We start from the raw sequence: 20,378 nt of genomic DNA, 5'->3' as shown, positions 1-20,378 counted from the left end.
CACAAAATGCGCCCCGGTGGCGTTGTACCTTGAGGGTCGGGAACGCCGGGCCGCCCCCGATCGACTCGAACCCGCACCACGGCCCGATGCTGCTGCAGCAACGGTGCCGGGGACCTGGACGGCCCCCATCGAGCAATGACCGGAGCGTGATGGAGAGACTATGGCGACAGACTACGACGCGCCGCGGAAGACCGACGACGAACCCAACCAGGAATCGCTGGAGGAACTGAAGGGTCGCGGCAAGGGCCACCAGTCACCGGTGGTCGACGAGGACGAGACCGAGCTGGCCGAAGGCTATGAGCTGCCCGGGGCCGATCTCTCCGGCGAGGAACTCCTGGTCCGGGTCCTCCCCGCCCAGACCGACGAATTCACCTGCGCTTCCTGCTTCCTGGTCCGACACCGGTCCCAGGTGGCGAAGGAAAAGGGCGGGCTGTTCTACTGCAAGGACTGCGAGGGCTGAGGCCTTCGACGGCCCCGCACCCCGGGGTCCCGCCGGGGCGAGAGGCCGGGAGGGGGAGCCGGGTCTAGGCGCGTGCGGTCTGCTGCAGCGCCCTGACCAGCTCCTCCGGGCGACGGGTCGAAGCCAGCCAATAGGGGGTGGCATCGAGCGGATCAACGATCTCCAGCTTCACGACCGGGTCGATCCAGCCGCGCAGGCACAAATAGGCGGTCCCGTCCAGGGCCGGGCCCCGTGCATGGGTGGCTTCCTCGCCGCGATGGGCGGAGACCTCGCCGATGTAGCGGCACTCGATGCTGGCCCGGCCGACCTTGAACCACTCCCGGGTCAGGCTGATGGTCGGGGTCAGGGCCAGCAGCGTGGCACCGACGGCGATGAACACGACGATTCCCACGATGATGGAAACGTTCAGGTTGATGGGAAGGACCATCGCCGTGCCGGCGAAACCGGTGCCCACCACGAGGATCCACATCCACCAGGCCGGCCACAGTTTTTCGCGGAAGATCTCGGGGGACGCTGCAGGAGGGGTCGAATCAGGCATGACACCAGCTTAGTTCGCCCAGAGCCTGTCGTGGACACATTGGGGCTGGACGGCAATCGGGCTAGAGTGAACACGGTCATGACCCTCAACGCCCTGGAGAATCCGGCTACGATGCCCGAGCAGCCCACCACCACCCTTGACGTCCAGCTGAAGATGCTCGACCCCGGCCTGGAGCCGCCGTCGTATGCCCATCCCGGGGATGCCGGCGCCGATCTGCGCACCCGCGAGGATGTCGTCCTGGCTCCGGGGGAACGGAAGCTGGTCCCCACCGGAGTGGCCATCGCCTTGCCCCCGGGGTTCGTCGCCCTGGTCCACCCGCGGTCGGGGCTAGCCACGAAAAAGGGGTTGAGCATCGTCAACGCCCCGGGAACCGTCGACGCCGGCTACCGCGGTGAGTTGTGCGTGACCCTGCTGAACACCGACACCCGGACGCCGATCGAACTCAACCGTGGCGACCGGATCGCCCAGCTGCTCATCCAGCGCGTGGAGCATGCGGCGTTCATCCCCGTCGCGGAACTACCCGAATCGGTGCGCGGCGCCGGGGGCTTCGGCTCGACCGGAGGATTCGCCGACGCCGCAGCTCGCTGAGCCACCACCCCTACTTCACCACCTGCGGCCCGTCGGGCCGGGAGGAGCAACGATGATTTTCAAACGCCGCAATAATTCAACGAACGACGACGCCGCCACCGGGGACGAGCAGGTCCAGGACACGGATTCCGTCGCCGCCGGGAACGAACAAGGACCCTTCGATCTGGAGGATGCCCCGGAACACGGACACTACATCGACCTCGGGGCCCTGAAGATAGAACCGGTCGAAGGCATGCAGCTGCGCCTGGAAGTCGAAGAAGGCTCCCAACGGGTCATTGCCGCAGCCCTTGAACTGGACGGTTCACGCCTGCAGCTCCAGGTCTTCGCCGCCCCGAAGTCCAGCGGCCTCTGGGAGGGGATCTCCTCCCAGATCGAGGAGAGCATCGGGGAGCAGAACGGCAAGATCGATCGCGTCGAAGGACGGTTCGGCACCGAACTGGTGGCCCGCGTACCCGCGGACGGCCCCGATGGCGAGCAGGGATACATGGTCGCCAGGTTCATCGGCATCGACGGGGGACGCTGGTTCCTGCGTGCCGTGGTCGGCGGTCCGGCCACCCTGGACCGCGCCCAGGCCGAACGCCTCGAGGACCGTCTGGCCCGGGTGGTCGTCGAACGCGGCGACCAGCCGATGCCGCCCCAGGAACTGCTCCCGTTGACGATGCCGGCCGGTGCCGTGACCCGGTCGGCGACCGACACCGACGAGGAGACCGAGGAAAAGACGGACACCAGCAGCGAACGTTCACTGCAGGGTCGGCCCGAACGCGGACCGGAGATCACCGAAATTGGCTGAGCGTGGCGTCGCAGCCCGACGCCGCGGCCTGGCCTCCCGACCCGGTGGATACACCGGGGCCGATGAACCGGAACGCTGCTCCGCCCTGGCCCGGCTCCCCGAACGGGGGCGGGTGCTTGCCCGCGGCTTCGTGGAGAACATCAGGATCCTGCCCAGCGCCCAGGCCCCGGTCTTCACCGCCGGAATCGTCGACGCACCGGCCCCACCCGGGGGACGACGCTCCCAGGTGGCACGGATCGTGCTGGTCTGGAACGGCCAGCGCCGGGTCCCGGGCATCGAAGCGGGCACCCGCCTGCTGTTCGAGGGGATGATCGCCCGCGTCGACGGGGTGCCCACCATCTACAACCCCCGGTACGAGATCCTGCCCGAGGACGACCACGACGTGGAGGACCAGGTATGAGCCAGCACCCCGAGGGGGAGCCGACCGCAGATGACGGCCACGACCAGGCTGAGGATCTCGGACGTCGATTGGCTGAAGGCTCGGGCATCCACCGGACCGCCGCGGGACAGGTCGATGTCCTGAAGACCGTGGGCGGCATCCGCGGCCTGATCGAGGCACTGTTGCCGGGAATCGTCTTCCTGGTGGTCTTCATGGTGTTGCGGGAACTGAACCCGGCACTGATTTCCTCGCTGGCCATCGCGGCCGTCTTCACCATCGCCCGGCTGGTGCGCAAAACAGGGTTGACCCAGGCGTTGACCGGGCTGTTCGGTGTGCTGATCTGCGCCGTGTTCGCCCGCACCACCGGCAACGCCCGGGACTTCTACGTGCCCGGCTTCTACACTAACGGCGCCTACCTGGTGGCCTTCGTGGTGTCCATCCTGGTCCGCTGGCCGCTCATGGGCCTGGTCTTCGGTTTCATCCGCGGTGAAGGCATCGAATGGCGGGCCCAGCGGGCCCGCCGCCTCTCCTACGCGGTGGCCACCTGGATCATCGCCGGGGTCATGGCGGCCCGGCTGCTGGTGCAGCTGCCGCTGTATGCGGCGGAGAACATCGAGGCGCTGGGAGCGGCGCGCATCGTGATGGGCATCCCCCTCTATGCCATGGGGCTCTGGCTGGCCTGGCTGGTCTCCCGGCCGTCGACGGCGCTGGACGCCGAGCCCGGACCGCAGCAGGCCCCGCAGGACTGACTCGGCAGGGCTGATCCTCCGGGGCTGGTCCCACCGGGCCGGCCCCCGGGGCGGCCCGGGGCCACCCCGCCGCGGCTCAGTCGCGGAAGGCGTCCGAGGCGTCCTGGGATTCGTCGTCGTTCCGTGATCTGGTATCCAGGCGCAGGACGGCCCGCAGATCGTCCTCGGCGGCGATTGCGGTGATGAAGAACAGCTCATCGCCCCCTTCGATCACGTCATCGGGGCTCGGGGTGATCGCCAGGTCATCACGCAGGATCGCCACGACCGCGGTGTCCTGCGGCCACGGGACCTCACCCAGGGTGCTGCCGATCAATGCCGCATCGGTGGGGACCGTGAACTCGACCATGGAGGTCACCCCGGTCTGCAGCGTCAGCAACCGCACCACGTCCCCGACCTCGACCGCTTCCTCCACGAGGGCGGTCATCATGCGCGGGGTGCTCACGGCCACGTCGACGCCCCAGGCGTCGTCGAAGAGCCAATCGTTCTTCGGGTTGTTGACCCGGCCCACGGTCCGCCCGACCCCGAATTCGCTTTTGGCCAGCAGGGAGACGACCAGGTTGACCTTATCGTCGCCGGTGGCCGAAACCACCACGTCGACATCGGACAGATGGGCGTCCTTGAGCGTGGTGAGCTCGCAGGCATCCCCGAACAGCCAGGTGGCACCCTGGACGCCGCTGCGCCCGACGACTTCAGGCTTCTCATCGATCAACAGGACGTCGTGACCGTGGGAGAGGAGTTCCTTGGCGATGGAGGAGCCGACGCTGCCGGCCCCCGCGATGACGATCTTCACTGGTTCTCCTCGTCGTCGGGCAACTGGGTGGTGGGGGCCTTGGAAAGTATCCTGTCGATCTCTCCCAGGGAGGCGACGGCCATCATGGCGTGCAGGATGTCGCCTTGCTGCAGCCGGGCATCGGGGCGGGGGATCTGGCCCTCGCCGAACCGGGTCAGATAGGCCACCCGGATCCCCGAGACCTCCTCGATTTCGGCCAGGCTGCGTCCGTACCACTGGTCATGGACCGACACCTCGCCGAGGATCAGCCGGCCCGAGGCTTCACGGAAATCGCCGTTGATGCCTTGTTCGGGCAGGACCCGACGCAGGACCTGGTCGGCGCTCCAGCGCACCGCCGCCACGGTGGGGATCCCCAGCCGCTGGTAGATCTCGGCCCGCCCCGGGTCGTAGATCCGGGCGACCACATGGGGGACGTGGTAGTTTTCGCGGGCCACCCGGGTGGCCAGGATGTTCGAGTTGTCGCCGCTGGAGACCGCCGCGAAGGCGTAGGCGTTGGAGATGTCCGCCCGTTCCAGGGTTTCCCGGTCGAAGCCGACCCCGCTGACCTTCTGGCCGGTGAATCCGCGCCGTAGACGACGGAACGCCCGGTCGTCCTGGTCGATGATCGCCACGGTGTGTCCGGCGTCGTCCAAGGTGTGGGCCAACGTGACGCCGACGCGCCCGCACCCCATGATGACGAAATGGGCCATGCCTTGCTCCCCGCGATTGTCCTGCTGACGGCGGGGCCTTTCCGACCCCGATGATGGCTCCCAGTCTCCCACGCGGGAAGCGTGCAGGAGCCGGTGGCGGTGCGGCGTGTATGACAGATATGCCGTTCACGGGCTAGCTTTGACTGGTGCTGACGTTCCTCGACGCGCTGAAACGGATCCTGGTTGGCAGACCATTCCGCACCGAACGGCTGAAGCAGGCGCCCCTGCGCCGCCGGCTGGCGCTTCCCCTGCTGTCCTCCAACGCGTTGTCTTCCGTGGCCTACGCCCCCGATGAAGTCCTCATGACCCTGGCCATCGCCGGACTGTCGGCGATCTACTTCTCGCCGCTGATCGGCATCGCCATCATGGCGGTGATGATGGTGATCATCGCGTCCTACCGGCAATCGGTGAAGGCCTACCCCTCGGGACGCGGGGACTATGAGATCGCCAGCGTCAACCTCGGGCCCCGGGCCGGCACCACGGTGGCCTCGGCCCTGCTGGTCGACTTCGTCTTGACCGTGGCGGTGTCCATGTCCGCCGCCGCACACTACGTCGTCGCGGCCTTCCCGGGGCTGGACGGGCACCAATCGCTGCTCGCCGGTGCCGGCGTCGTGATCCTGGCGCTGCTGAACCTGCGCGGGCTGGGCCGGTCTCGGCTGGGCAACGCGTTGCCGACCTATCTGTTCATCGGCGCGATGCTGGTGATGATCCTCACCGGCACGATCAGTGCCGCCATGGGCCGGTTGGGCTCGGCCCCCAGCGCAGGGTTCGAGATCCTGCCGCAGCAGGGCTACGACCCGGCACTGACCGGGCTGCTGGGCGCCGTGCTGGTGCTGCGCGCCTTCTCCACCGGCTCGGCGGCACTGACGGGGATCGAAGCGCCCATCAGCAACGTCCAGAACCTGGCCCGGCCGCGCGCCCGGAACGCCGCATCGATCCTGCTGCTGCTGGGCCTCATCGCCACGGTACTGACCCTGGGCACCATGTTCCTGGCCCGCGCCGCCCGGGTGCATATGGTCGAGGACCCGCAACGGAACCTTGCGGTCGACGGCGGATCGATCCCGGGGGACTACATCCAGAACCCGGTGCTCAGCCAGCTGGCCCACGCCGTCTTCGGCGGCGGTAGCGTCGGTTTCTACATCATCCTGGCCGTCACCGTCGCCGTCTTGGGTATGGCAGGACATTCCGCATTCAGCTCCTTCCCCAACCTGGCCTCGCATCTGGCCACCGACGGCTATCTTCCCCGGCAGCTGCGGACCCGGGGGGACCGGCTGGGGTTCAGCAACGGCATCATCGCCCTGGGCGTCGGGGCCCTGGTGCTGGTGTTGGTGTTCGGCGCCCATGTGGCGACCCTGATCCAGCTCTACGTCGTGGGGGTCTTCGTCTCCTTCACGCTCAGCCAGCTGGGCATGGTCAGGCACTGGAGCCGGCAACTGGCCAGCACCGCCAACCAGCGGGTACGCCACCGGATCATGCGCTCGCGCCTGCTGAACCTCGTCGGGTTCGTCCTCACCGCCGCCGTGCTGGTGATCGTGCTGGTCACCAAATTCATCTTCGGTGCCTGGTTGGCCGTGGTGGCGATCCTGGCGATGTATCTGATCATGTCCTCGATCCACGCCCACTATGCGGCGGTCGACCGTGAACTGGCGGTCGACGGGCGAGGCACCGCCAAGGCCCTTCCGGCCCGCGTGCATGCCCTGATCCTCGTGTCGACGCTGCGCAAACCGGTGCTGCGGGCGGTGGCCTTCGCCCGGGCCGGCCGCCCCTCGAAGCTCGATGCCATCATCGTGGACATCGACCAGGATGCCACGGAACGCACCGTGGCCGAATGGGAGCGGTTGCAGATCCCGGTGCCGATCACCGTGCTCGCCTCGCCCTACCGCGAGACGGCGGCGCCGATCATCGACTACATCAAGACCATCAAATCCAATTCACCCCGTGACCTGGTGGTCGTCTACATCCCCGAATACGTGGTCGGACGCTGGTGGGAGCAGCTGGTGCACAACCAGACGGCGTTGCGCATCAAGACCCGGCTGCATTTCGTCCCGGGCGTCGTGGTCGCCAGCGTCCCCTGGCAACTCTCGGAGGAAACCCACGGGCGGGCACTCTTCGAACACGAGCGCGGGATCACCGGGACCGAAGGCCAACCACGAGAGCACGACGGCGGGAGCAGCAGGTGAGCCAGCAGGAAGAACCGGCGACGGGCGATCTGATCGAGGTCGAGATCGGCGCCCCCGCCCATGGGGGCCACTTCGTCGCCAGGTACCAGGGCCGGGTGGTCTTCGTCCGCCATGCGTTGCCCGGTGAACGGGTCCGGGCCCGGTTGACCGACGCCGGGCAGGAGGCCCGCTTCTGGCGGGCCGACGCGGTGGAGATGCTGGAGGCCTCCGCGCACCGGGTACCGCATTTCTGGCCCGAAGCCGATGCCATCGCCCGCCACGCCGCGGGGGAGTTGCCGGTCGGCGGGGCCGAGTTCGGGCATGCGGAGCTTGGATACCAGCGGGAACTGAAATCCGCGGTCGTCCGCGAACAACTTGAACGATTGGCCGGTCTGGATGCCGACGACGTCGGCTTCACCGGGGTCGAGGCCGCGCCGGGCGAGCGCGGGGACGGACTGGGCTGGAGGACCCGGGCGGCCTTCAGCGTCGACGCGTCGGGACGACTGGCCATGAACGCCCACCATTCCGACCGGCTCGTCCCCATCCGCGACCTGCCGCTGGCCGTGGCGGCGATCAACGACCTGTCGTTGGCCGAGTTGCCGTTGCGCGGGCTGGACCGGATCGAGGTCGCGGCCGGTTCGGCCGGCGGGGCACCGCTGGTGCTCCTCGTCGAACGGGCCGATGCCACCCCGGGAGCCGCGACACGCCTGGCCAAGGCCCTGCCCGAGGGCAGCAACGCGGCGCTGATCACCCAACACGGCGGTGCGGCGGCCGACGGGGCGGGAACCCTGCACCGACTGCGCGGCAGGACCTGGGTGGCCGAACAGGCCGCCGGGGAAACCTACCGGGTCACCGGGGAGGGGTTCTGGCAGATCCACCGCAGTGCCCCCGACGCCCTGAACGACGCCGTCCAACGCATCCTGGACCCGCAACCGGGCCAGGCCTGTGCCGACCTCTATGCCGGCGCCGGACTGTTCACCGTGCCCTTGGCCCGCGCCGTCGGGGCGCAGGGGATCGTCCTGTCGATCGAAGGGGCCCCGGGCACCAGCAAGGATGCCCGCCGCAATGTCCAGGGCCTGGACCAGGTCCTGATCCGCCAGGGCCGGGTGGAAAAGGTCCTGCGTGCCGAGGTGGCCCGGTTGCCCCGGGGGCTGGATGCGGTGGTGCTGGATCCACCCCGCACCGGCCTCGGGCGGGCCGGGGTGGCCGCCGTCAGCGCCGCCCGACCGGGACGGATCGCCTACGTTTCCTGCGATCCGGCGTCGTTCTCTCGGGATCTACGCGACTTTGCCGCGAAGGGCTACGCCACCGAATCGGTACGGGCCTTGGATCTCTACCCGCATACCCACCATGTGGAGTGCGTGGCGGCGCTGGTCCCTTCGGCCAACGGATAGACTGGGGGCAGCTCTGCCGCAATCCCATCGTGCTTCCCGGCCGGTTAGGTTCGCCTTACTGGCGGGATGCCCGTGCGTGCAACAAAGATGAAAGTCTGGCGAGAGGAGTCCCAGTGAGTAATGTGGACAGCTTTGGTGCCAAGGGCGTATTGGACGTCCAAGGCAACGAATATGAAATTTTCCGGCTGAACGCGGTCGAGGGCAGCGACAGCCTTCCGTACAGCCTTAAGATCCTTCTGGAGAACCTGCTTCGGACCGAGGACGGCAAGAACATCACTGCCGACCACGTTCGTGCGCTGGCCCAGTGGGATCAGAACGCCCAGCCAAGCACGGAGATCCAGTTCACTCCGGCCCGCGTGCTGATGCAGGACTTCACCGGTGTGCCGTGTGTGGTCGACCTGGCCACCATGCGTGAAGCCGTCGAGGACCTGGGTGGTGACCCGACCCGGGTGAACCCGCTGGCTCCCGCGGAAATGGTGATCGACCACTCCGTCCAGATCGACGTGTTCGGTAATAAGGACGCCATCGAACGCAATATGGAGATCGAGTACCAGCGCAATGGCGAGCGGTACCAGTTCCTGCGTTGGGGCCAGACGGCGTTCGATGACTTCAAGGTCGTCCCCCCGGGCACCGGCATCGTGCACCAGGTCAATATCGAGTACCTGGCCCGCACGGTCATGACCCGCGAGGTCGACGGCAAGCTGCGCGCCTACCCGGACTCCTGCGTCGGCACCGACTCGCACACCACCATGGTCAATGGCCTGGGTGTGCTGGGCTGGGGCGTCGGCGGCATCGAGGCCGAGGCGGCCATGCTCGGCCAGCCCGTCTCCATGCTGATCCCGCGGGTGGTGGGCTTCAAGCTCGCCGGCTCCATCCCCGCAGGTGCCACCGCGACCGACGTCGTCCTCACGATCACCGAGAAGCTGCGCCAGCACGGCGTGGTCGGCAAATTCGTCGAGTTCTACGGCGAAGGCGTCGCCCAGGTGCCGCTGGCCAACCGCGCCACGATCGGCAACATGTCCCCGGAGTTCGGCTCCACCGCAGCCATGTTCCCCATCGACGACGTGACCCTGGACTACCTGCGCCTGACCGGCCGTTCCGAGGAGAACGTCGCCCTCGTGGAGGCCTACACCAAGGAACAGGGCCTCTGGCACGATCCGTCCAAGGAACTGCGTTTCTCCGAGTACCTCGAGCTGGACCTGTCCACAGTGGTTCCCTCCATCGCCGGCCCGAAGCGTCCCCAGGACCGCATCGAGCTGACCAGCGCGAAGGAACAGTTCCGCAAGGACATCCACAACTACGCCGCCGGTGACGCCGACGATCGCAACGTGGGCCGTCCCTCGAAGTCCGTGGACGTGAAGACCGCCGATGGCCGCGAATTCTCGCTGGACCACGGCATCGTCTCCATCGCCTCGATCACCTCGTGCACCAACACGTCCAACCCCTCGGTGATGCTCGCAGCAGCCCTGCTGGCCCGCAACGCCGTGGACAAGGGCCTGGCCTCGAAGCCGTGGGTCAAGACCTCCGTCGCCCCCGGCTCCAAGGTCGTCACCGACTACTACGAGAAGTCCGGCCTGAGCCCGTACCTGGAGAAGCTCGGCTTCTACATCGTCGGCTACGGCTGCACGACCTGCATCGGCAACTCAGGCCCATTGGAAGCGGAGATCTCCGAGGCCATCCAGGCCAACGACCTCTCCGTCACCTCGGTCCTGTCGGGTAACCGCAACTTCGAGGGCCGGATCAACCCGGACGTGAAGATGAACTACCTGGCCTCCCCGCCGCTGGTCATCGCCTATGCCCTGGCCGGGACCATGGACTTCGACTTCGAATCCGAGCCACTGGGCCAGGACGACGCCGGAACCGACGTCTTCCTGAAGGACATCTGGCCGAACCCGGTCGAGGTCCAGCAGGTCATGGACGCCTCCATCGACAAGGACATGTTCGCCAAGGGCTACGAGGGGGTCTTCGACGGAGACGACCGCTGGAAGGCGCTGGATACCCCGGCTGGCAACACCTTCGAGTGGGCCGAGGATTCCACCTACGTGCGCAAGCCCCCATACTTCGATGGCATGAAGGCACAGCCGGAGCCGGTCTCCGACATCGACGGTGCCCGCGTGCTGCTGAAGCTGGGCGATTCGGTCACCACCGACCACATCTCCCCGGCCGGCTCGTTCAAGTCCGATTCCCCGGCGGGACAGTACCTGCTGGCCAATGGCGTGGATCGTAAGGACTTCAACTCCTACGGCTCCCGTCGTGGTAACCACGAGGTCATGATCCGCGGTACGTTCGCGAACATCCGCATCCGCAACCAGCTCCTGGACAACATCGAGGGTGGCTTCACCCGCGACTTCACCCAGGACGGCGGACCGCAGAACACGGTCTTCGACGCGGCGACGAACTACGAAGCCGAAGGGACCCCGCTGGTCGTGCTGGCCGGCAAGGAATACGGTTCCGGCTCCTCGCGTGACTGGGCCGCCAAGGGCACCGCACTGTTGGGCGTCAAGGCCGTCCTGGCCGAGAGCTACGAGCGGATCCACCGCTCGAACCTCATCGGGATGGGCGTGCTGCCGCTGCAGTTCCCCGAGGGCGAGTCCACCTCGACCCTGGGGTTGGAAGGCACCGAGTCCTTCTCGATCTCGGGTGTGACCGAACTCAACGAGGGGACCACCCCCTCCACGCTGAAGGTCACCGCCACCGCGCAAGACGGCTCCACCCAGTCATTCGATGCCGTGCTGCGCATCGATACCCCCGGTGAGGCCGACTACTACCGCAACGGCGGCATCCTGCAGTACGTGCTGCGTCAGATCTCCGGCAGCTAACCGCAGATCCACCGCAGACGGGGCGGGCCATCCGGGATACCGGGTGGCCCGCCCTTTTGCGTGCCCGGGCCCGGCTGGCGCGGCGGGGGTTATAGGATTTGGAGATGGACGCACTGACCGACTCGTGGCCGCTCTTCGGCCTGCACCTGTCCACTCCGCGCCTGGAGCTGCGGGCGATCACCGACGAGGACCTGCCGGCCTTCCAAGCTGCCGGGCTCAGCGGCATCCACGAGCCCGGGCGCAGCCCCTTCTCCCTTCCCTGGACCGACGTCCCCGATGCCGAGCTGCCGGCGAACATGGCCCGCCATGTGTGGCGGACCCGCGCCCAGACGCAGCCCGGGGACTGGACGCTGTCCTTCGGGGTCTGGCATGAAGGCGAACTGGTGGGGATGCAGGATCTGCTGGGGCAGGATTTCGCCCGGATGCGACTGGTCACCACCGGCTCCTGGTTGACTCGTTCGGCCCAAGGACGGGGCATCGGTACGGAGATGCGCACCGCCGTCGTGCTCTATGCCTTCGACCACCTCGGTGCCCAGGTGGCCGAATCCGACGCCGCCAGCTGGAACCTCTCCTCGTTGGGGGTCTCGCGCGCCGTGGGATACCAGGACAACGGGGTGACCCGGCGGATGTGGGGCGACTCCGCCCAGGAGGTACAACGAGTGCGGCTGACCTCCGAGCTCCTGCGGCGGCCCGACTGGTCGCTGCAGGTCACCGGGCACGACGCCGCCGCCACTTTCCTCGGTTTGCCTGAGTCCGCGCAGGCGGTGCCGGGTCGAGAACCCGTCGCCGTGCGCAGTACGATGGAATGATGTTTCCGGCTGCGAAAGGACGAACCGGCATGGGATTGCTCGAGACCATCCATGAGCCGCGCGATTTGCGTGGTCTGGGTGCGCAACAGCTTCAGCAATTGGCGGAGGAGATCCGGGCCTTCCTGATTGCCAACGTCTCCCGTACCGGAGGACATCTGGGCCCGAATCTGGGGGTCGTGGAGCTCACGTTGGGGATCCACCGGGTCTTCGATTCCCCGCGTGATTCCATCGTTTTCGATACAGGACACCAGTCCTACGTTCATAAGCTGCTGACCGGGCGGCAGGACTTCTCCACGCTGCGCCAACAGGACGGGCTCGCCGGCTACCCCGAACGCTCCGAATCGGTCCACGACATCGTCGAGTCCTCGCATGCCTCCAGTTCGCTATCCTGGGCCGAGGGCATCTCCCGGGCCCGGAAGCTTTCCGGGGAAGGGGACCGCTACGTCGTCGCCGTCGTCGGGGACGGAGCCCTGACCGGCGGCATGGCCTGGGAGGCCGTGAACAACATCGCCGCCGATAAGGATCGCCGGGTCGTGATCGTGGTCAACGATAATGGCCGGTCCTACGCCCCCACCGTCGGCGGTCTGGCCGACCAGTTGGGCGCCCTGCGCCAACGCACCCTGGATAAGGTCAGGACCCACCCCGTCTACGAAGACACCCTGAACTGGTGGAAGGACCGACTTCAGCAAGGCGGCGCCGTGAGCCGTTTTGCCTATAAGTCGCTGCACGCCACCAAGAAGGGCATGAAGGACTGGTGGGCCCCGCAGGGGCTGTTCGAGGATCTGGGCATGAAGTACATCGGCCCGATCGACGGGCACAACCAGGAGGCCGTGGAAGAGGCCCTGCAGCAGGCTCGGCAGTACGAGGGCCCGGTGATCGTGCATACGCTCACCGAGAAGGGGCGTGGCTACGGTCCCGCCCTGGCCGACCCGAACGACCAGATGCATTCGGTGGGCGTGATCGACCCCGAAACCGGCGAACCCGTCTCCCGGCCCGGAGCCCAGTCCTGGACCTCGGTCTTCGGCGAAGAGATTGCCGAGATCGCCGACGAACGCCGAGACATCGTCGCCGTCACCGGAGCCATGCTCATCCCGGTCGGGCTGTCCACGATGGCCGCCCGCCACCCGGAACGGGTCATCGACGTCGGTATCGCCGAGCAGCATGCGTTGACCAGCGCCGCCGGCATGGCCTTCGGTGGCCTGCACCCGGTGGTGGCGCTCTACGCGACGTTCCTGAACCGGGCGTTCGACCAGCTGCTCATGGACGTCGCCCTGCACCGTGCCGGAGTAACCGTGGTGTTGGACCGGGCCGGGGTCACCGGCCCCGACGGGCCGAGCCACCACGGGATGTGGGATATGTCGTTGCTGCAGTCGGTCCCCGGGCTCTCCCTGGCGGCACCGCGCGACGCCACCCGGTTGCGTGAGGAACTGCGCGAAGCCGTAGCCATCAACGATGCCCCCACCGTCCTGCGCTTCTCCAAGGGCAGTGTCGGTCAGGAACTGGAAGCCATTGAACGTCTCGACGACGGCGTGGACGTGCTGGCGCGGCACGGCGAAGGAGAGCGGGATGTCCTCATCGTCGCTGTCGGTTCCATGGCCGGATTGAGCCTGGAGGTCGCAGAACGGCTCGAGGCCCAGGGGGTGAGTTCCACGGTGGTGGATCCGCGTTGGGTCCTTCCGGTCGCCCGATCCATCATCTCCTTGGCGGCGCGCCACCGGATCGTGGTCTGCATCGAGGACGGCGTGAAGGCCGGCGCCGTCGGCTCGCGGATCCGCCAGGAAATGCGTGCCGCAGGTGTCGATACGGCACTGAACGAAGTGGGCCTGCCGACGCAGTTCCTCAAACACGGTTCTCGGAACCAGATCCTGGAGCGGGTTGGCCTGACCGCCAACCAGATCACCCAGGACACCCTGGCCCAGGTGCTGGGAACCAAGGTCCCCTTCGCCCGGCCGCTACCCGGCCAGGACGCCCCCACCGGCCAGATACCCCGCCTATGAGCCGGCTAGAATCGTTGGCTGCAGCCCCCGGTGACATTTCCGTAGGTGACGTGGTGATCGCCCGGGCGTGGAAACATGATGGCTGGCCGCATTGGGTCGTCCCCGGCAGGTACCTGGGGGCCGACGAACACGGGCACTGGGTCATCCAACCGGCAGGTTCGCTGGTGGCCCGACCCGGCGCTGCCTTCGCCGCGGAGTCGGATGCCATTTGCCTGTTTCCCCACGCAGCCGATTGGGTCGCCACGTTTTACGACGATTCCCATCCCGGTCACTTCCGGCTCTATATCGATGTCTCCCGGAATCTGGGCTGGCAAGCGCTGAAGCCCTCCGGGTGGGAGTTCAACTCCGTTGATATGGACTTGGACGTGGTCCGTTCCACGCGCCGGGGCATCTACCTCGACGACGAGGACGAATTCGAGGAGCACGCCCTGTCCATGGGCTACCCCGAAGAACTGGCAGAGCGGATGCGTGCCGCCGCCCAGGAGTTGCTGGTGGGCGTGAAAACCCTGAAGGAACCGTTCGGGGTGTGCGCCGACGCCTGGTTCGAGCGCGGACACCGGCTGCTGGCACAGGCAGTAGGCTAGATGCGTCGACGCGCCGCCACCGAAGCGGGGGCGCCGAACCACAGCATGAGCACAGGCCCGAACCGAGGAGAATCGCATGCCGATCCAGCGCACCTACCGCCGCGACGACGACGGGGTCCTGCAATTCCGTGAGGCCTGGTTCGAGCAGGGCGAGGGCGAGGAAGCCGGCCAGTTCGTGATCAACCACGGCACCGTCGGAAATTTGTCCACCACCAAGGAAGCCGTCGACGTCGATGCCGAACGGGGGGCGGGTTTGATGGAGGCCTTCGCCGACCAATGCGCCACGGACGGGTTTGCCGAACTGACCGGGGCCGACCAATCGTGGGTGATTGCCCAATATGCGTTGAAGACCACCGAAGGAACCCAGCGCGACGAATACTTGCGCGATAAGGCGATGGAAGCGCTGCGCGGCCATCTGGCCTGGCGCGGTCTGGGCACGGTGGAGTCGAGCGACTTTGCCCCCCGTAAACTCAATATCCGCATCCTCTCCCCGGAGCCAGGCAAGGCGGTCACCGCGATCACCACGTGCATTCGGCAGGCCAAACTCGACTTCACCAAACTTTCCATCGGTGTGGCACCCCACGACGCCCCCGAGGCGGCCAAACAGAAGTATCCGATGCCGCCCAAGACTCCGTTCTCCGTGGCCTGATCCGTTCCCGTCCAGCCCCTCCTTCCGAAAGGACGCATCCCATGAGCTCCTCCAGCAATTCGACCCGCGCCGCCACCGCCCAGCCACACCCCGAGATGGAATACCGTCGGCTGGGCCGCTCGGGGCTGAGTGTCTCCGTCGTGGGCCTGGGGTGCAACAACCTCGGCCGCAGCGGCACCGCCACCGAATCGCAGGAGGGCACCAACGCGATCGTGCACGCGGCCCTGGACTCCGGCATCACCCTGTTCGACACCGCCGACACCTATGGGCGCGAACCAGGACTGGCGGAGACCCGCCTGGGCAAGGCCCTGGGCACGCGGCGGGACGAGGTCGTGGTGGCCACGAAATTCGGCATGGACGCCGGGGGAGCCAACGGCCGGGACTTCGGGGCCCGAGGGTCCCGCAAGTACATCATGCAGTCCGTGGAGACGTCCCTGGGCCGGCTGGGGACCGATTACATCGACCTCTACCAGTTCCACACCCCCGACGACCTGACCCCCATCGATGAGACGCTGGCCGCCCTCGATGACCTCGTGGCCTCCGGCAAGGTCCGCTACATCGGGCATTCGAACCGGGCCGGCTGGCAGATCGCCGATGCCGAATTCACCGCCCGCAGTGGAGGCTACACCCGGTTCATCTCAAGCCAGAACCACTACAACCTGCTCGACCGCCGGGCCGAACTCGAAGTTCTCCCGGCCTCGAATGCCTACGGGTTGGGCGTGCTGCCCTACTTCCCGCTGGCCAATGGCTTGCTGACCGGCAAATACACGTCACGGCAGGCGCCCGGCGGCAGCCGGCTGAGCCACTCGCGGCAGAACCTGCTGGACAAGGTCGACTTCGACCAGTTGTCCGAACTGTCCGATTTCGCCTCGGCACGGGAACTGACACCGGTGCAGGTGGCCTTCTCCTGGTTGGCGGCCCAGGACCCGGTGTCCAGCGTCATCGCCGGAGCCACCCGGGTGGAGCAGATCCACCAGAATGCCGCCGCCGCCCAGTGGAAGCCCGACGCCGAGGACCTGGCGGAACTGGACCGGATCTTTCCTCGTGAACCGAAAGTCGCCCTCTTCTAGGAAGGGACCTCATGGCCGAACCCGTGGAGGACCTGAACACGCTGCCGGACTTCGAACGCTGGGAAACGTTCTGGGTGGGTGGCCAACGTGTTGGTGCCCTGCACCGCATCTGGCAATATTCGGTGCTGTTGACCCGCATCGCCATCGAGGACGAATCGGGGGACTACCTGGCCGAGTCACGCATCCGCTTCGTGCCTGGACCCGACTGGGATCTGAGTTGGTTCCATTCCAGCGGCATGGACCAACCGGTCCTGCTGCATAATCCGGCCAACTGGACCCACACCGGCAGCCTGCCCGTCGTCAGCGCCGAATCGTTGATCACCCCTGATGGGCGCGAACTCCCCACGGGGGTGAGCCGGCAGGCCCCGGCGGGAACGGTCCCGGGCTACGGGGAATTCCTCGTGGTGCGCAACCTGGTGGGTCGCGGACGGGCCGAAGCGGCCTGGAGCAGCATCCGCGACGACGACGGACAGGTCCAGCAGACCCGCCTGGTGGCGGTCGAGGATCCCCGCCCCCCTGCCTACGTGGCCCCGTCCCTCGACGGGGGACCGGTGCTGCGCTTCGACCGTTTCGACGACGACCAGCGCGGGGCCAGCCATTGGGTCGTCGACGGGGAGATCCTGGCCAGCGAATGGGCCGGGGCGTATTCCGTGCGCGTCGGAGACGACGCCGGCTCAGCGGCCTGGGAAACCATTGCCGGGCTGCAGGATTCAACGGCCCGCTTCCTGCTCCACGGAGCCCGCCCCTGATCCCGGGACGCGGGACCGCCTAGAGGTAGATCAGGACGTCCTTGCCCTTGATCTCCGCGGCAAAACGCGCCAGGGGCTTCGACGCCGGCCCGACCACGGCCGAGCCGTCTTCATGGGAGAACTCGGAACCGTGGCACGGACATTTGAAATCCTTCTTGGTCACACCCACCGTGCAGCCCTGATGGGTGCAGACCGCCGTATACGCCAGGACGGTGTCCTCGTCCTGGCGCCAGAGCAGGTAGGTGTCACCGTCAACGGCCACCGAGGCGCTCTGGCCCACCGCCAATTCGTCGGTGGTGGTTGCCTTCGTGGCCTCGCCGCTGGGTTCGGGGATCTCATCGACCGAGGATCCGCTACCGCAGGCCGCCAACGCCGCCCCGGCCCCCAGGACCAATGATCCGCCCAGAACGGCCCGTCGTCCCGTGGTGTGTGCTGTGAAGTGTTCCATGCTGCCATTGTGGCATCCCGGGGGGAACCAGCGTGGAACACCACGGGGGGCTCAGGGGTAGAGCAGGATCTGCCCATCGGCGATTTCCGCCGCGAAGCGGGTCAGGGCCTCACGGGCGGGGCCACCGGTGGCCGTGCCGTCGGCGGGGTCGAAATGCGATTCGTGGCAGGGGCAGATGAAGTCCTCCTCGCCCGGGCCCACCCGGCAGCCCGCATGCGTGCAGACGGCCGTATAGGCCAGGACCGTTTCCTCGTCCTTGCGGTAGAGCAGGTACGTCTCGCCGGTGGCCTCGGCGTCGACGTTGACCATGGACCCCACGGGGAGATCGGCCACGGGGGCGACGGTCAAGGGGTTCCCGGCCGGTTCCGGCACGGGCTGGGAAGTGTTCTGCGGCGCCGCGGAGGAACCATCGCCGCAGGCGGCGAGCGTCGTGCCCGCGCCGAGGGCGAGCGTGGAACCCAGAACCAGACGGCGGCACGGTTGTGCTGAGGTATTCATGCCCTGATCCTTTCATGACCGCGCATGACGGCGATGCCCCGTCAGCGGGGCATCGCCGTCATGTCGGACAACTCACAGGATCCGGTGGGTCACTCCGCGTGGAAGCGGGCCCCCCGGATGCGTTCGGAGGCACCGACGCGGTCCAGGTACGGCGTGATGCCGCCCAGGTGCATCGGCCATCCGGCGCCGAGGATCATGCACAGGTCGATGTCCTCGGGACCGGCGACGACCCCCTCGTCGAGCATGAGGCCGATCTCTTCGGCCAGGGCCTCCTGGGTGCGGACCAGCAACTCCTCGGACGTGCTCGGCGTCGAACCGAAGCTGAGCAGCTCGAGGGTGGAGTCCGGGATGGACCGGGTGCCGTCGTCGTGCTGGACCCAGAGGGACTTCACGCCGTGGTCGATCAGTGCCTGCTGGTTCGCCGAGACTCGGAAACGGTCGCCGAAGGCCTCATGGAGGGATTCCGTGACGTGCTGGGCGACCGGGACCCCGACCATGGCCAGGAGCGTGAACGGGCTCATCGGCAGACCCATCGGGCGCAACGCGTTGTCGGCGATCTCGGCGGGGGTGCCGTCGTCGAAGGCGTTGGACACCTCGCCCATCAGGCGCAGCAGGACACGGTTGACCACGAAGGCCGCCGCATCCTTGACCAGGACCGCCGTCTTGCGCAGGTCCTTGGCCACGGCGAAGGCGGTGGCCAGGATGGCGTCGTCCGTCTTGGGGGCCCGCACGATCTCGATGAGCGGCATGGCGGCCACCGGGTTGAAGAAGTGGAAACCGACCACCCGCTCGGGGTGTAACAGATCGGCGGCCATCTCGGTGACCGACAAGGAGGAGGTGTTGGTGGCCAGGATGCATTCGGGGGAGACCACGGCCTCCACCTCGGCGAAGACCTGCTTCTTGACCTGGAGTTCCTCGAAGACGGCCTCGATGACCAGATCGGCGTCGGCGAAGGACTCCTTGGAGACCGAACCGGTGACCAGCGCCTTCGTGCGGTTGGCCGCGTCCGCGGAGATCCGCTTCTTGGCCAGCAGCTTATCGACCTCGCCATGGATGTAGGACAGGCCCTTGTCCACCCGGCCCTGATCGATATCGGTGATGACCACCGGGACCTTCAACAACCTGGCGAAGAGCAGGGCGAACTGTCCGGCCATCAGCCCGGCCCCGACGACACCGATCTTGGTGACCGGGCGGGCGAGCTTGCGGTCCGGGGCCCCGGCCGGGCGCTTGGCCCGCTTCTGCACCAGATCCAGGAAGGAGTAGACGGTGTCGTGGAATTGCGGGGTCTGCATCAGTTCGACCAGGGCGGCGCATTCGAGCCGCGCCGATTCCCCCTGGCTGATCGTCTTGCCGGCCTCGAACACATCCAGGACCTTGCCCGGGGCCGGAGCGGCGCCGGCGGTCTTCGCCTCGACGAAGGCCCGGCCCTTGGCGACGGCGGCATCCCACCGTTCGGCCACAGCCGGATCGGCGGCCGGATCCACGGCGTTCGGCCGGGCCACCTCGGCCCCCGACAGGACGGTATCCGCCCAAGCCAGGGACTGCTCGAGGAAGTCGGCGGGTTCGAACAGGGCATCGGCGATGCCCAGCTTGTAGGCGGCCGGGCCGGCCAACGAGCGGTTGTTGTTCAACGGGTTCTCGATCATCACCGTCGTGGCGGCTTCGGGGCCGATCAGGCGCGGCAGGCGGTAGACGCCGCCCCATCCGGGGACCAGGCCGATGAACGCCTCCGGGAGACCGAGGCCGTTGGCCCCGGAGGAGACGGTGCGGTAGTTCGCGGCCAGCGCGACCTCCAGCCCTCCGCCGAGGGCAACGCCGTTGATGAACGCGAAGGTGGGGACCCCGAGATCGGCCAGCAGATCGTAGGCGGCATGACCGAGATCGGCCATCAGTGCCCCGCTGGCGGATTTCTTCAGCGTCTTCACCGTCGTCAGGTCCGCCCCGGCGACGAGGAAGTAGGGTTTTCCGGTGACGGCCAGGGCCTGGATCTGCCCGGCAGCCGCCCTCTCGTGCTGGCGGTTGAGTTCCCGCCCGAATTCGATGAGGGTTCCCGGGCCCAGGGTGGTCGGCTTGCTGTGGTCCAGCCCGTTGTCCAGGGTCAGCAACGCCAGCGTCGCCCCGGAGGCCAGCGTGACGTCGGAAACCAGGGTGTGGGTGATGATTTCGTCGGGGACCTGCTCGGCGAGTGCCTCGAAGCGGTCAAAATCCTTGGTGGCCAT

At 67.4% G+C, this 20,378-nt stretch carries 20 protein-coding genes; 14 read left to right on the top strand and 6 right to left on the bottom strand.

All coding sequences use genetic code 11. The features are described 5' to 3' along the window. Nucleotides 1-160: 160 nt before the first annotated feature. On the top strand, nucleotides 161-460 hold the full coding sequence (locus tag ACT3S2_RS03430) for a DUF4193 domain-containing protein (protein ID WP_444554029.1): 300 nt from the start codon (nucleotides 161-163) through the stop codon (nucleotides 458-460). Between the two features lie 64 nt (nucleotides 461-524). Here ACT3S2_RS03430 and ACT3S2_RS03425 read toward each other — a convergent pair whose 3' ends face one another. Further along, entirely contained in the window at nucleotides 525-998 is a 474-nt protein-coding gene (locus tag ACT3S2_RS03425; RefSeq protein ID WP_444554028.1) for a DUF3093 domain-containing protein, read from the bottom strand. A gap of 78 nt (nucleotides 999-1,076) precedes the next feature. Between ACT3S2_RS03425 and dut the strand changes: the two genes are divergently transcribed. From dut to ACT3S2_RS03405, 4 genes are read left to right on the top strand one after another with little or no spacing between them, the layout of a single operon-like run. Further along, a complete protein-coding gene (gene dut, locus ACT3S2_RS03420) occupies nucleotides 1,077-1,586 on the top strand; it encodes a dUTP diphosphatase (protein ID WP_444554027.1) in 510 nt (169 codons plus the stop codon). A 52-nt stretch (nucleotides 1,587-1,638) separates the two neighbouring features. Next, the gene (locus tag ACT3S2_RS03415) at nucleotides 1,639-2,376 is read left to right on the top strand and encodes a DUF3710 domain-containing protein (RefSeq protein ID WP_444554026.1); all 738 of its coding nucleotides are present in this window, start codon (nucleotides 1,639-1,641) and stop codon (nucleotides 2,374-2,376) included. After that, nucleotides 2,369-2,776 (top strand): hypothetical protein, encoded by a 408-nt coding sequence (locus tag ACT3S2_RS03410; RefSeq protein ID WP_444561235.1) that lies wholly within the window; start codon nucleotides 2,369-2,371, stop codon nucleotides 2,774-2,776. The genes ACT3S2_RS03415 and ACT3S2_RS03410 overlap by 8 nt, the downstream gene beginning before the upstream one ends. Next, on the top strand, nucleotides 2,773-3,504 hold the full coding sequence (locus ACT3S2_RS03405; RefSeq protein WP_444554024.1) for a DUF3159 domain-containing protein: 732 nt from the start codon (nucleotides 2,773-2,775) through the stop codon (nucleotides 3,502-3,504). The genes ACT3S2_RS03410 and ACT3S2_RS03405 overlap by 4 nt, the downstream gene beginning before the upstream one ends. Before the next feature lie 76 nt (nucleotides 3,505-3,580). On the opposite strand, the gene ACT3S2_RS03400 is transcribed toward ACT3S2_RS03405, so the two are convergent. Together ACT3S2_RS03400 and ACT3S2_RS03395 are read right to left on the bottom strand one after the other, a co-directional pair. After that, nucleotides 3,581-4,294, bottom strand: a complete 714-nt coding sequence (locus tag ACT3S2_RS03400; RefSeq protein ID WP_444554023.1) for a potassium channel family protein — start codon at nucleotides 4,292-4,294, stop codon at nucleotides 3,581-3,583. Then, the gene (locus ACT3S2_RS03395) at nucleotides 4,291-4,983 is read right to left on the bottom strand and encodes a potassium channel family protein (RefSeq protein ID WP_444554022.1); all 693 of its coding nucleotides are present in this window, start codon (nucleotides 4,981-4,983) and stop codon (nucleotides 4,291-4,293) included. The genes ACT3S2_RS03400 and ACT3S2_RS03395 overlap by 4 nt, the downstream gene beginning before the upstream one ends. Nucleotides 4,984-5,129: 146 nt before the next feature. Here ACT3S2_RS03395 and ACT3S2_RS03390 point away from each other — a divergent pair, with 146 nt between their 5' ends. The 9 genes from ACT3S2_RS03390 to ACT3S2_RS03350 all read left to right on the top strand — a co-directional run bounded on the left by ACT3S2_RS03390 (nucleotide 5,130) and on the right by ACT3S2_RS03350 (nucleotide 17,213). Beyond that, nucleotides 5,130-7,163: an APC family permease gene (locus ACT3S2_RS03390; protein ID WP_444554021.1), complete on the top strand. Its 2,034-nt coding sequence runs from the start codon at nucleotides 5,130-5,132 to the stop codon at nucleotides 7,161-7,163. Beyond that, nucleotides 7,160-8,536 (top strand): class I SAM-dependent RNA methyltransferase, encoded by a 1,377-nt coding sequence (locus tag ACT3S2_RS03385; RefSeq protein WP_444561234.1) that lies wholly within the window; start codon nucleotides 7,160-7,162, stop codon nucleotides 8,534-8,536. The genes ACT3S2_RS03390 and ACT3S2_RS03385 overlap by 4 nt, the downstream gene beginning before the upstream one ends. A 113-nt stretch (nucleotides 8,537-8,649) precedes the next feature. Beyond that, nucleotides 8,650-11,355 (top strand): aconitate hydratase AcnA, encoded by a 2,706-nt coding sequence (acnA, locus tag ACT3S2_RS03380; protein WP_444561233.1) that lies wholly within the window; start codon nucleotides 8,650-8,652, stop codon nucleotides 11,353-11,355. A gap of 104 nt (nucleotides 11,356-11,459) precedes the next feature. Beyond that, nucleotides 11,460-12,164 (top strand): GNAT family N-acetyltransferase, encoded by a 705-nt coding sequence (locus ACT3S2_RS03375; RefSeq protein WP_444554018.1) that lies wholly within the window; start codon nucleotides 11,460-11,462, stop codon nucleotides 12,162-12,164. A gap of 29 nt (nucleotides 12,165-12,193) precedes the next feature. Beyond that, nucleotides 12,194-14,161: a 1-deoxy-D-xylulose-5-phosphate synthase gene (gene dxs, locus ACT3S2_RS03370; RefSeq protein WP_443346163.1), complete on the top strand. Its 1,968-nt coding sequence runs from the start codon at nucleotides 12,194-12,196 to the stop codon at nucleotides 14,159-14,161. Continuing rightward, nucleotides 14,158-14,745: a DUF402 domain-containing protein gene (locus tag ACT3S2_RS03365; protein WP_443383500.1), complete on the top strand. Its 588-nt coding sequence runs from the start codon at nucleotides 14,158-14,160 to the stop codon at nucleotides 14,743-14,745. The genes dxs and ACT3S2_RS03365 overlap by 4 nt, the downstream gene beginning before the upstream one ends. A gap of 76 nt (nucleotides 14,746-14,821) precedes the next feature. After that, nucleotides 14,822-15,394: a hypothetical protein gene (locus ACT3S2_RS03360; RefSeq protein WP_444554017.1), complete on the top strand. Its 573-nt coding sequence runs from the start codon at nucleotides 14,822-14,824 to the stop codon at nucleotides 15,392-15,394. Between the two features lie 95 nt (nucleotides 15,395-15,489). Further along, nucleotides 15,490-16,464 (top strand): aldo/keto reductase, encoded by a 975-nt coding sequence (locus ACT3S2_RS03355; protein WP_444554054.1) that lies wholly within the window; start codon nucleotides 15,490-15,492, stop codon nucleotides 16,462-16,464. Nucleotides 16,465-16,475: 11 nt separating this feature from the next. Further along, entirely contained in the window at nucleotides 16,476-17,213 is a 738-nt protein-coding gene (locus tag ACT3S2_RS03350; RefSeq protein ID WP_444554016.1) for a hypothetical protein, read from the top strand. A gap of 19 nt (nucleotides 17,214-17,232) precedes the next feature. On the opposite strand, the gene ACT3S2_RS03345 is transcribed toward ACT3S2_RS03350, so the two are convergent. The 3 genes from ACT3S2_RS03345 to ACT3S2_RS03335 form a co-directional block, all read right to left on the bottom strand. Continuing rightward, nucleotides 17,233-17,661 (bottom strand): Rieske (2Fe-2S) protein, encoded by a 429-nt coding sequence (locus ACT3S2_RS03345; RefSeq protein ID WP_444554015.1) that lies wholly within the window; start codon nucleotides 17,659-17,661, stop codon nucleotides 17,233-17,235. A gap of 51 nt (nucleotides 17,662-17,712) precedes the next feature. Next, a complete protein-coding gene (locus ACT3S2_RS03340; RefSeq protein ID WP_444554014.1) occupies nucleotides 17,713-18,159 on the bottom strand; it encodes a Rieske (2Fe-2S) protein in 447 nt (148 codons plus the stop codon). 89 nt (nucleotides 18,160-18,248) lie between these two features. Further along, the gene (locus tag ACT3S2_RS03335; protein WP_444561232.1) at nucleotides 18,249-20,378 is read right to left on the bottom strand and encodes a 3-hydroxyacyl-CoA dehydrogenase NAD-binding domain-containing protein; all 2,130 of its coding nucleotides are present in this window, start codon (nucleotides 20,376-20,378) and stop codon (nucleotides 18,249-18,251) included.

The sequence above is a fragment of the Arthrobacter sp. AOP36-A1-22 genome (assembly GCF_052377615.1).
Lineage (GTDB): Bacteria > Actinomycetota > Actinomycetes > Actinomycetales > Micrococcaceae > Arthrobacter_H.
This window is presented reverse-complemented; position numbering and strand designations above follow the sequence as displayed.

Excerpts from the sequence above, each read along its gene's own strand:
- ACT3S2_RS03405 (WP_444554024.1), top strand. The coding sequence starts at position 2,773 with ATGAGCCAGCACCCCGAGGGGGAGCCGACCGCAGATGACGGCCACGAC.
- ACT3S2_RS03425 (WP_444554028.1), bottom strand. The coding sequence starts at position 998 with ATGCCTGATTCGACCCCTCCTGCAGCGTCCCCCGAGATCTTCCGCGAA.
- ACT3S2_RS03345 (WP_444554015.1), bottom strand. The coding sequence starts at position 17,661 with ATGGAACACTTCACAGCACACACCACGGGACGACGGGCCGTTCTGGGC.
- ACT3S2_RS03350 (WP_444554016.1), top strand. The coding sequence starts at position 16,476 with ATGGCCGAACCCGTGGAGGACCTGAACACGCTGCCGGACTTCGAACGC.
- ACT3S2_RS03360 (WP_444554017.1), top strand. The coding sequence starts at position 14,822 with ATGCCGATCCAGCGCACCTACCGCCGCGACGACGACGGGGTCCTGCAA.
- ACT3S2_RS03395 (WP_444554022.1), bottom strand. The coding sequence starts at position 4,983 with ATGGCCCATTTCGTCATCATGGGGTGCGGGCGCGTCGGCGTCACGTTG.
- dxs (WP_443346163.1), top strand. The coding sequence starts at position 12,194 with ATGGGATTGCTCGAGACCATCCATGAGCCGCGCGATTTGCGTGGTCTG.
- ACT3S2_RS03335 (WP_444561232.1), bottom strand. The coding sequence starts at position 20,378 with ATGGCCACCAAGGATTTTGACCGCTTCGAGGCACTCGCCGAGCAGGTC.
- dut (WP_444554027.1), top strand. The coding sequence starts at position 1,077 with ATGACCCTCAACGCCCTGGAGAATCCGGCTACGATGCCCGAGCAGCCC.
- ACT3S2_RS03355 (WP_444554054.1), top strand. The coding sequence starts at position 15,490 with ATGGAATACCGTCGGCTGGGCCGCTCGGGGCTGAGTGTCTCCGTCGTG.
- ACT3S2_RS03375 (WP_444554018.1), top strand. The coding sequence starts at position 11,460 with ATGGACGCACTGACCGACTCGTGGCCGCTCTTCGGCCTGCACCTGTCC.
- ACT3S2_RS03365 (WP_443383500.1), top strand. The coding sequence starts at position 14,158 with ATGAGCCGGCTAGAATCGTTGGCTGCAGCCCCCGGTGACATTTCCGTA.
- ACT3S2_RS03430 (WP_444554029.1), top strand. The coding sequence starts at position 161 with ATGGCGACAGACTACGACGCGCCGCGGAAGACCGACGACGAACCCAAC.
- ACT3S2_RS03340 (WP_444554014.1), bottom strand. The coding sequence starts at position 18,159 with ATGAATACCTCAGCACAACCGTGCCGCCGTCTGGTTCTGGGTTCCACG.
- ACT3S2_RS03415 (WP_444554026.1), top strand. The coding sequence starts at position 1,639 with ATGATTTTCAAACGCCGCAATAATTCAACGAACGACGACGCCGCCACC.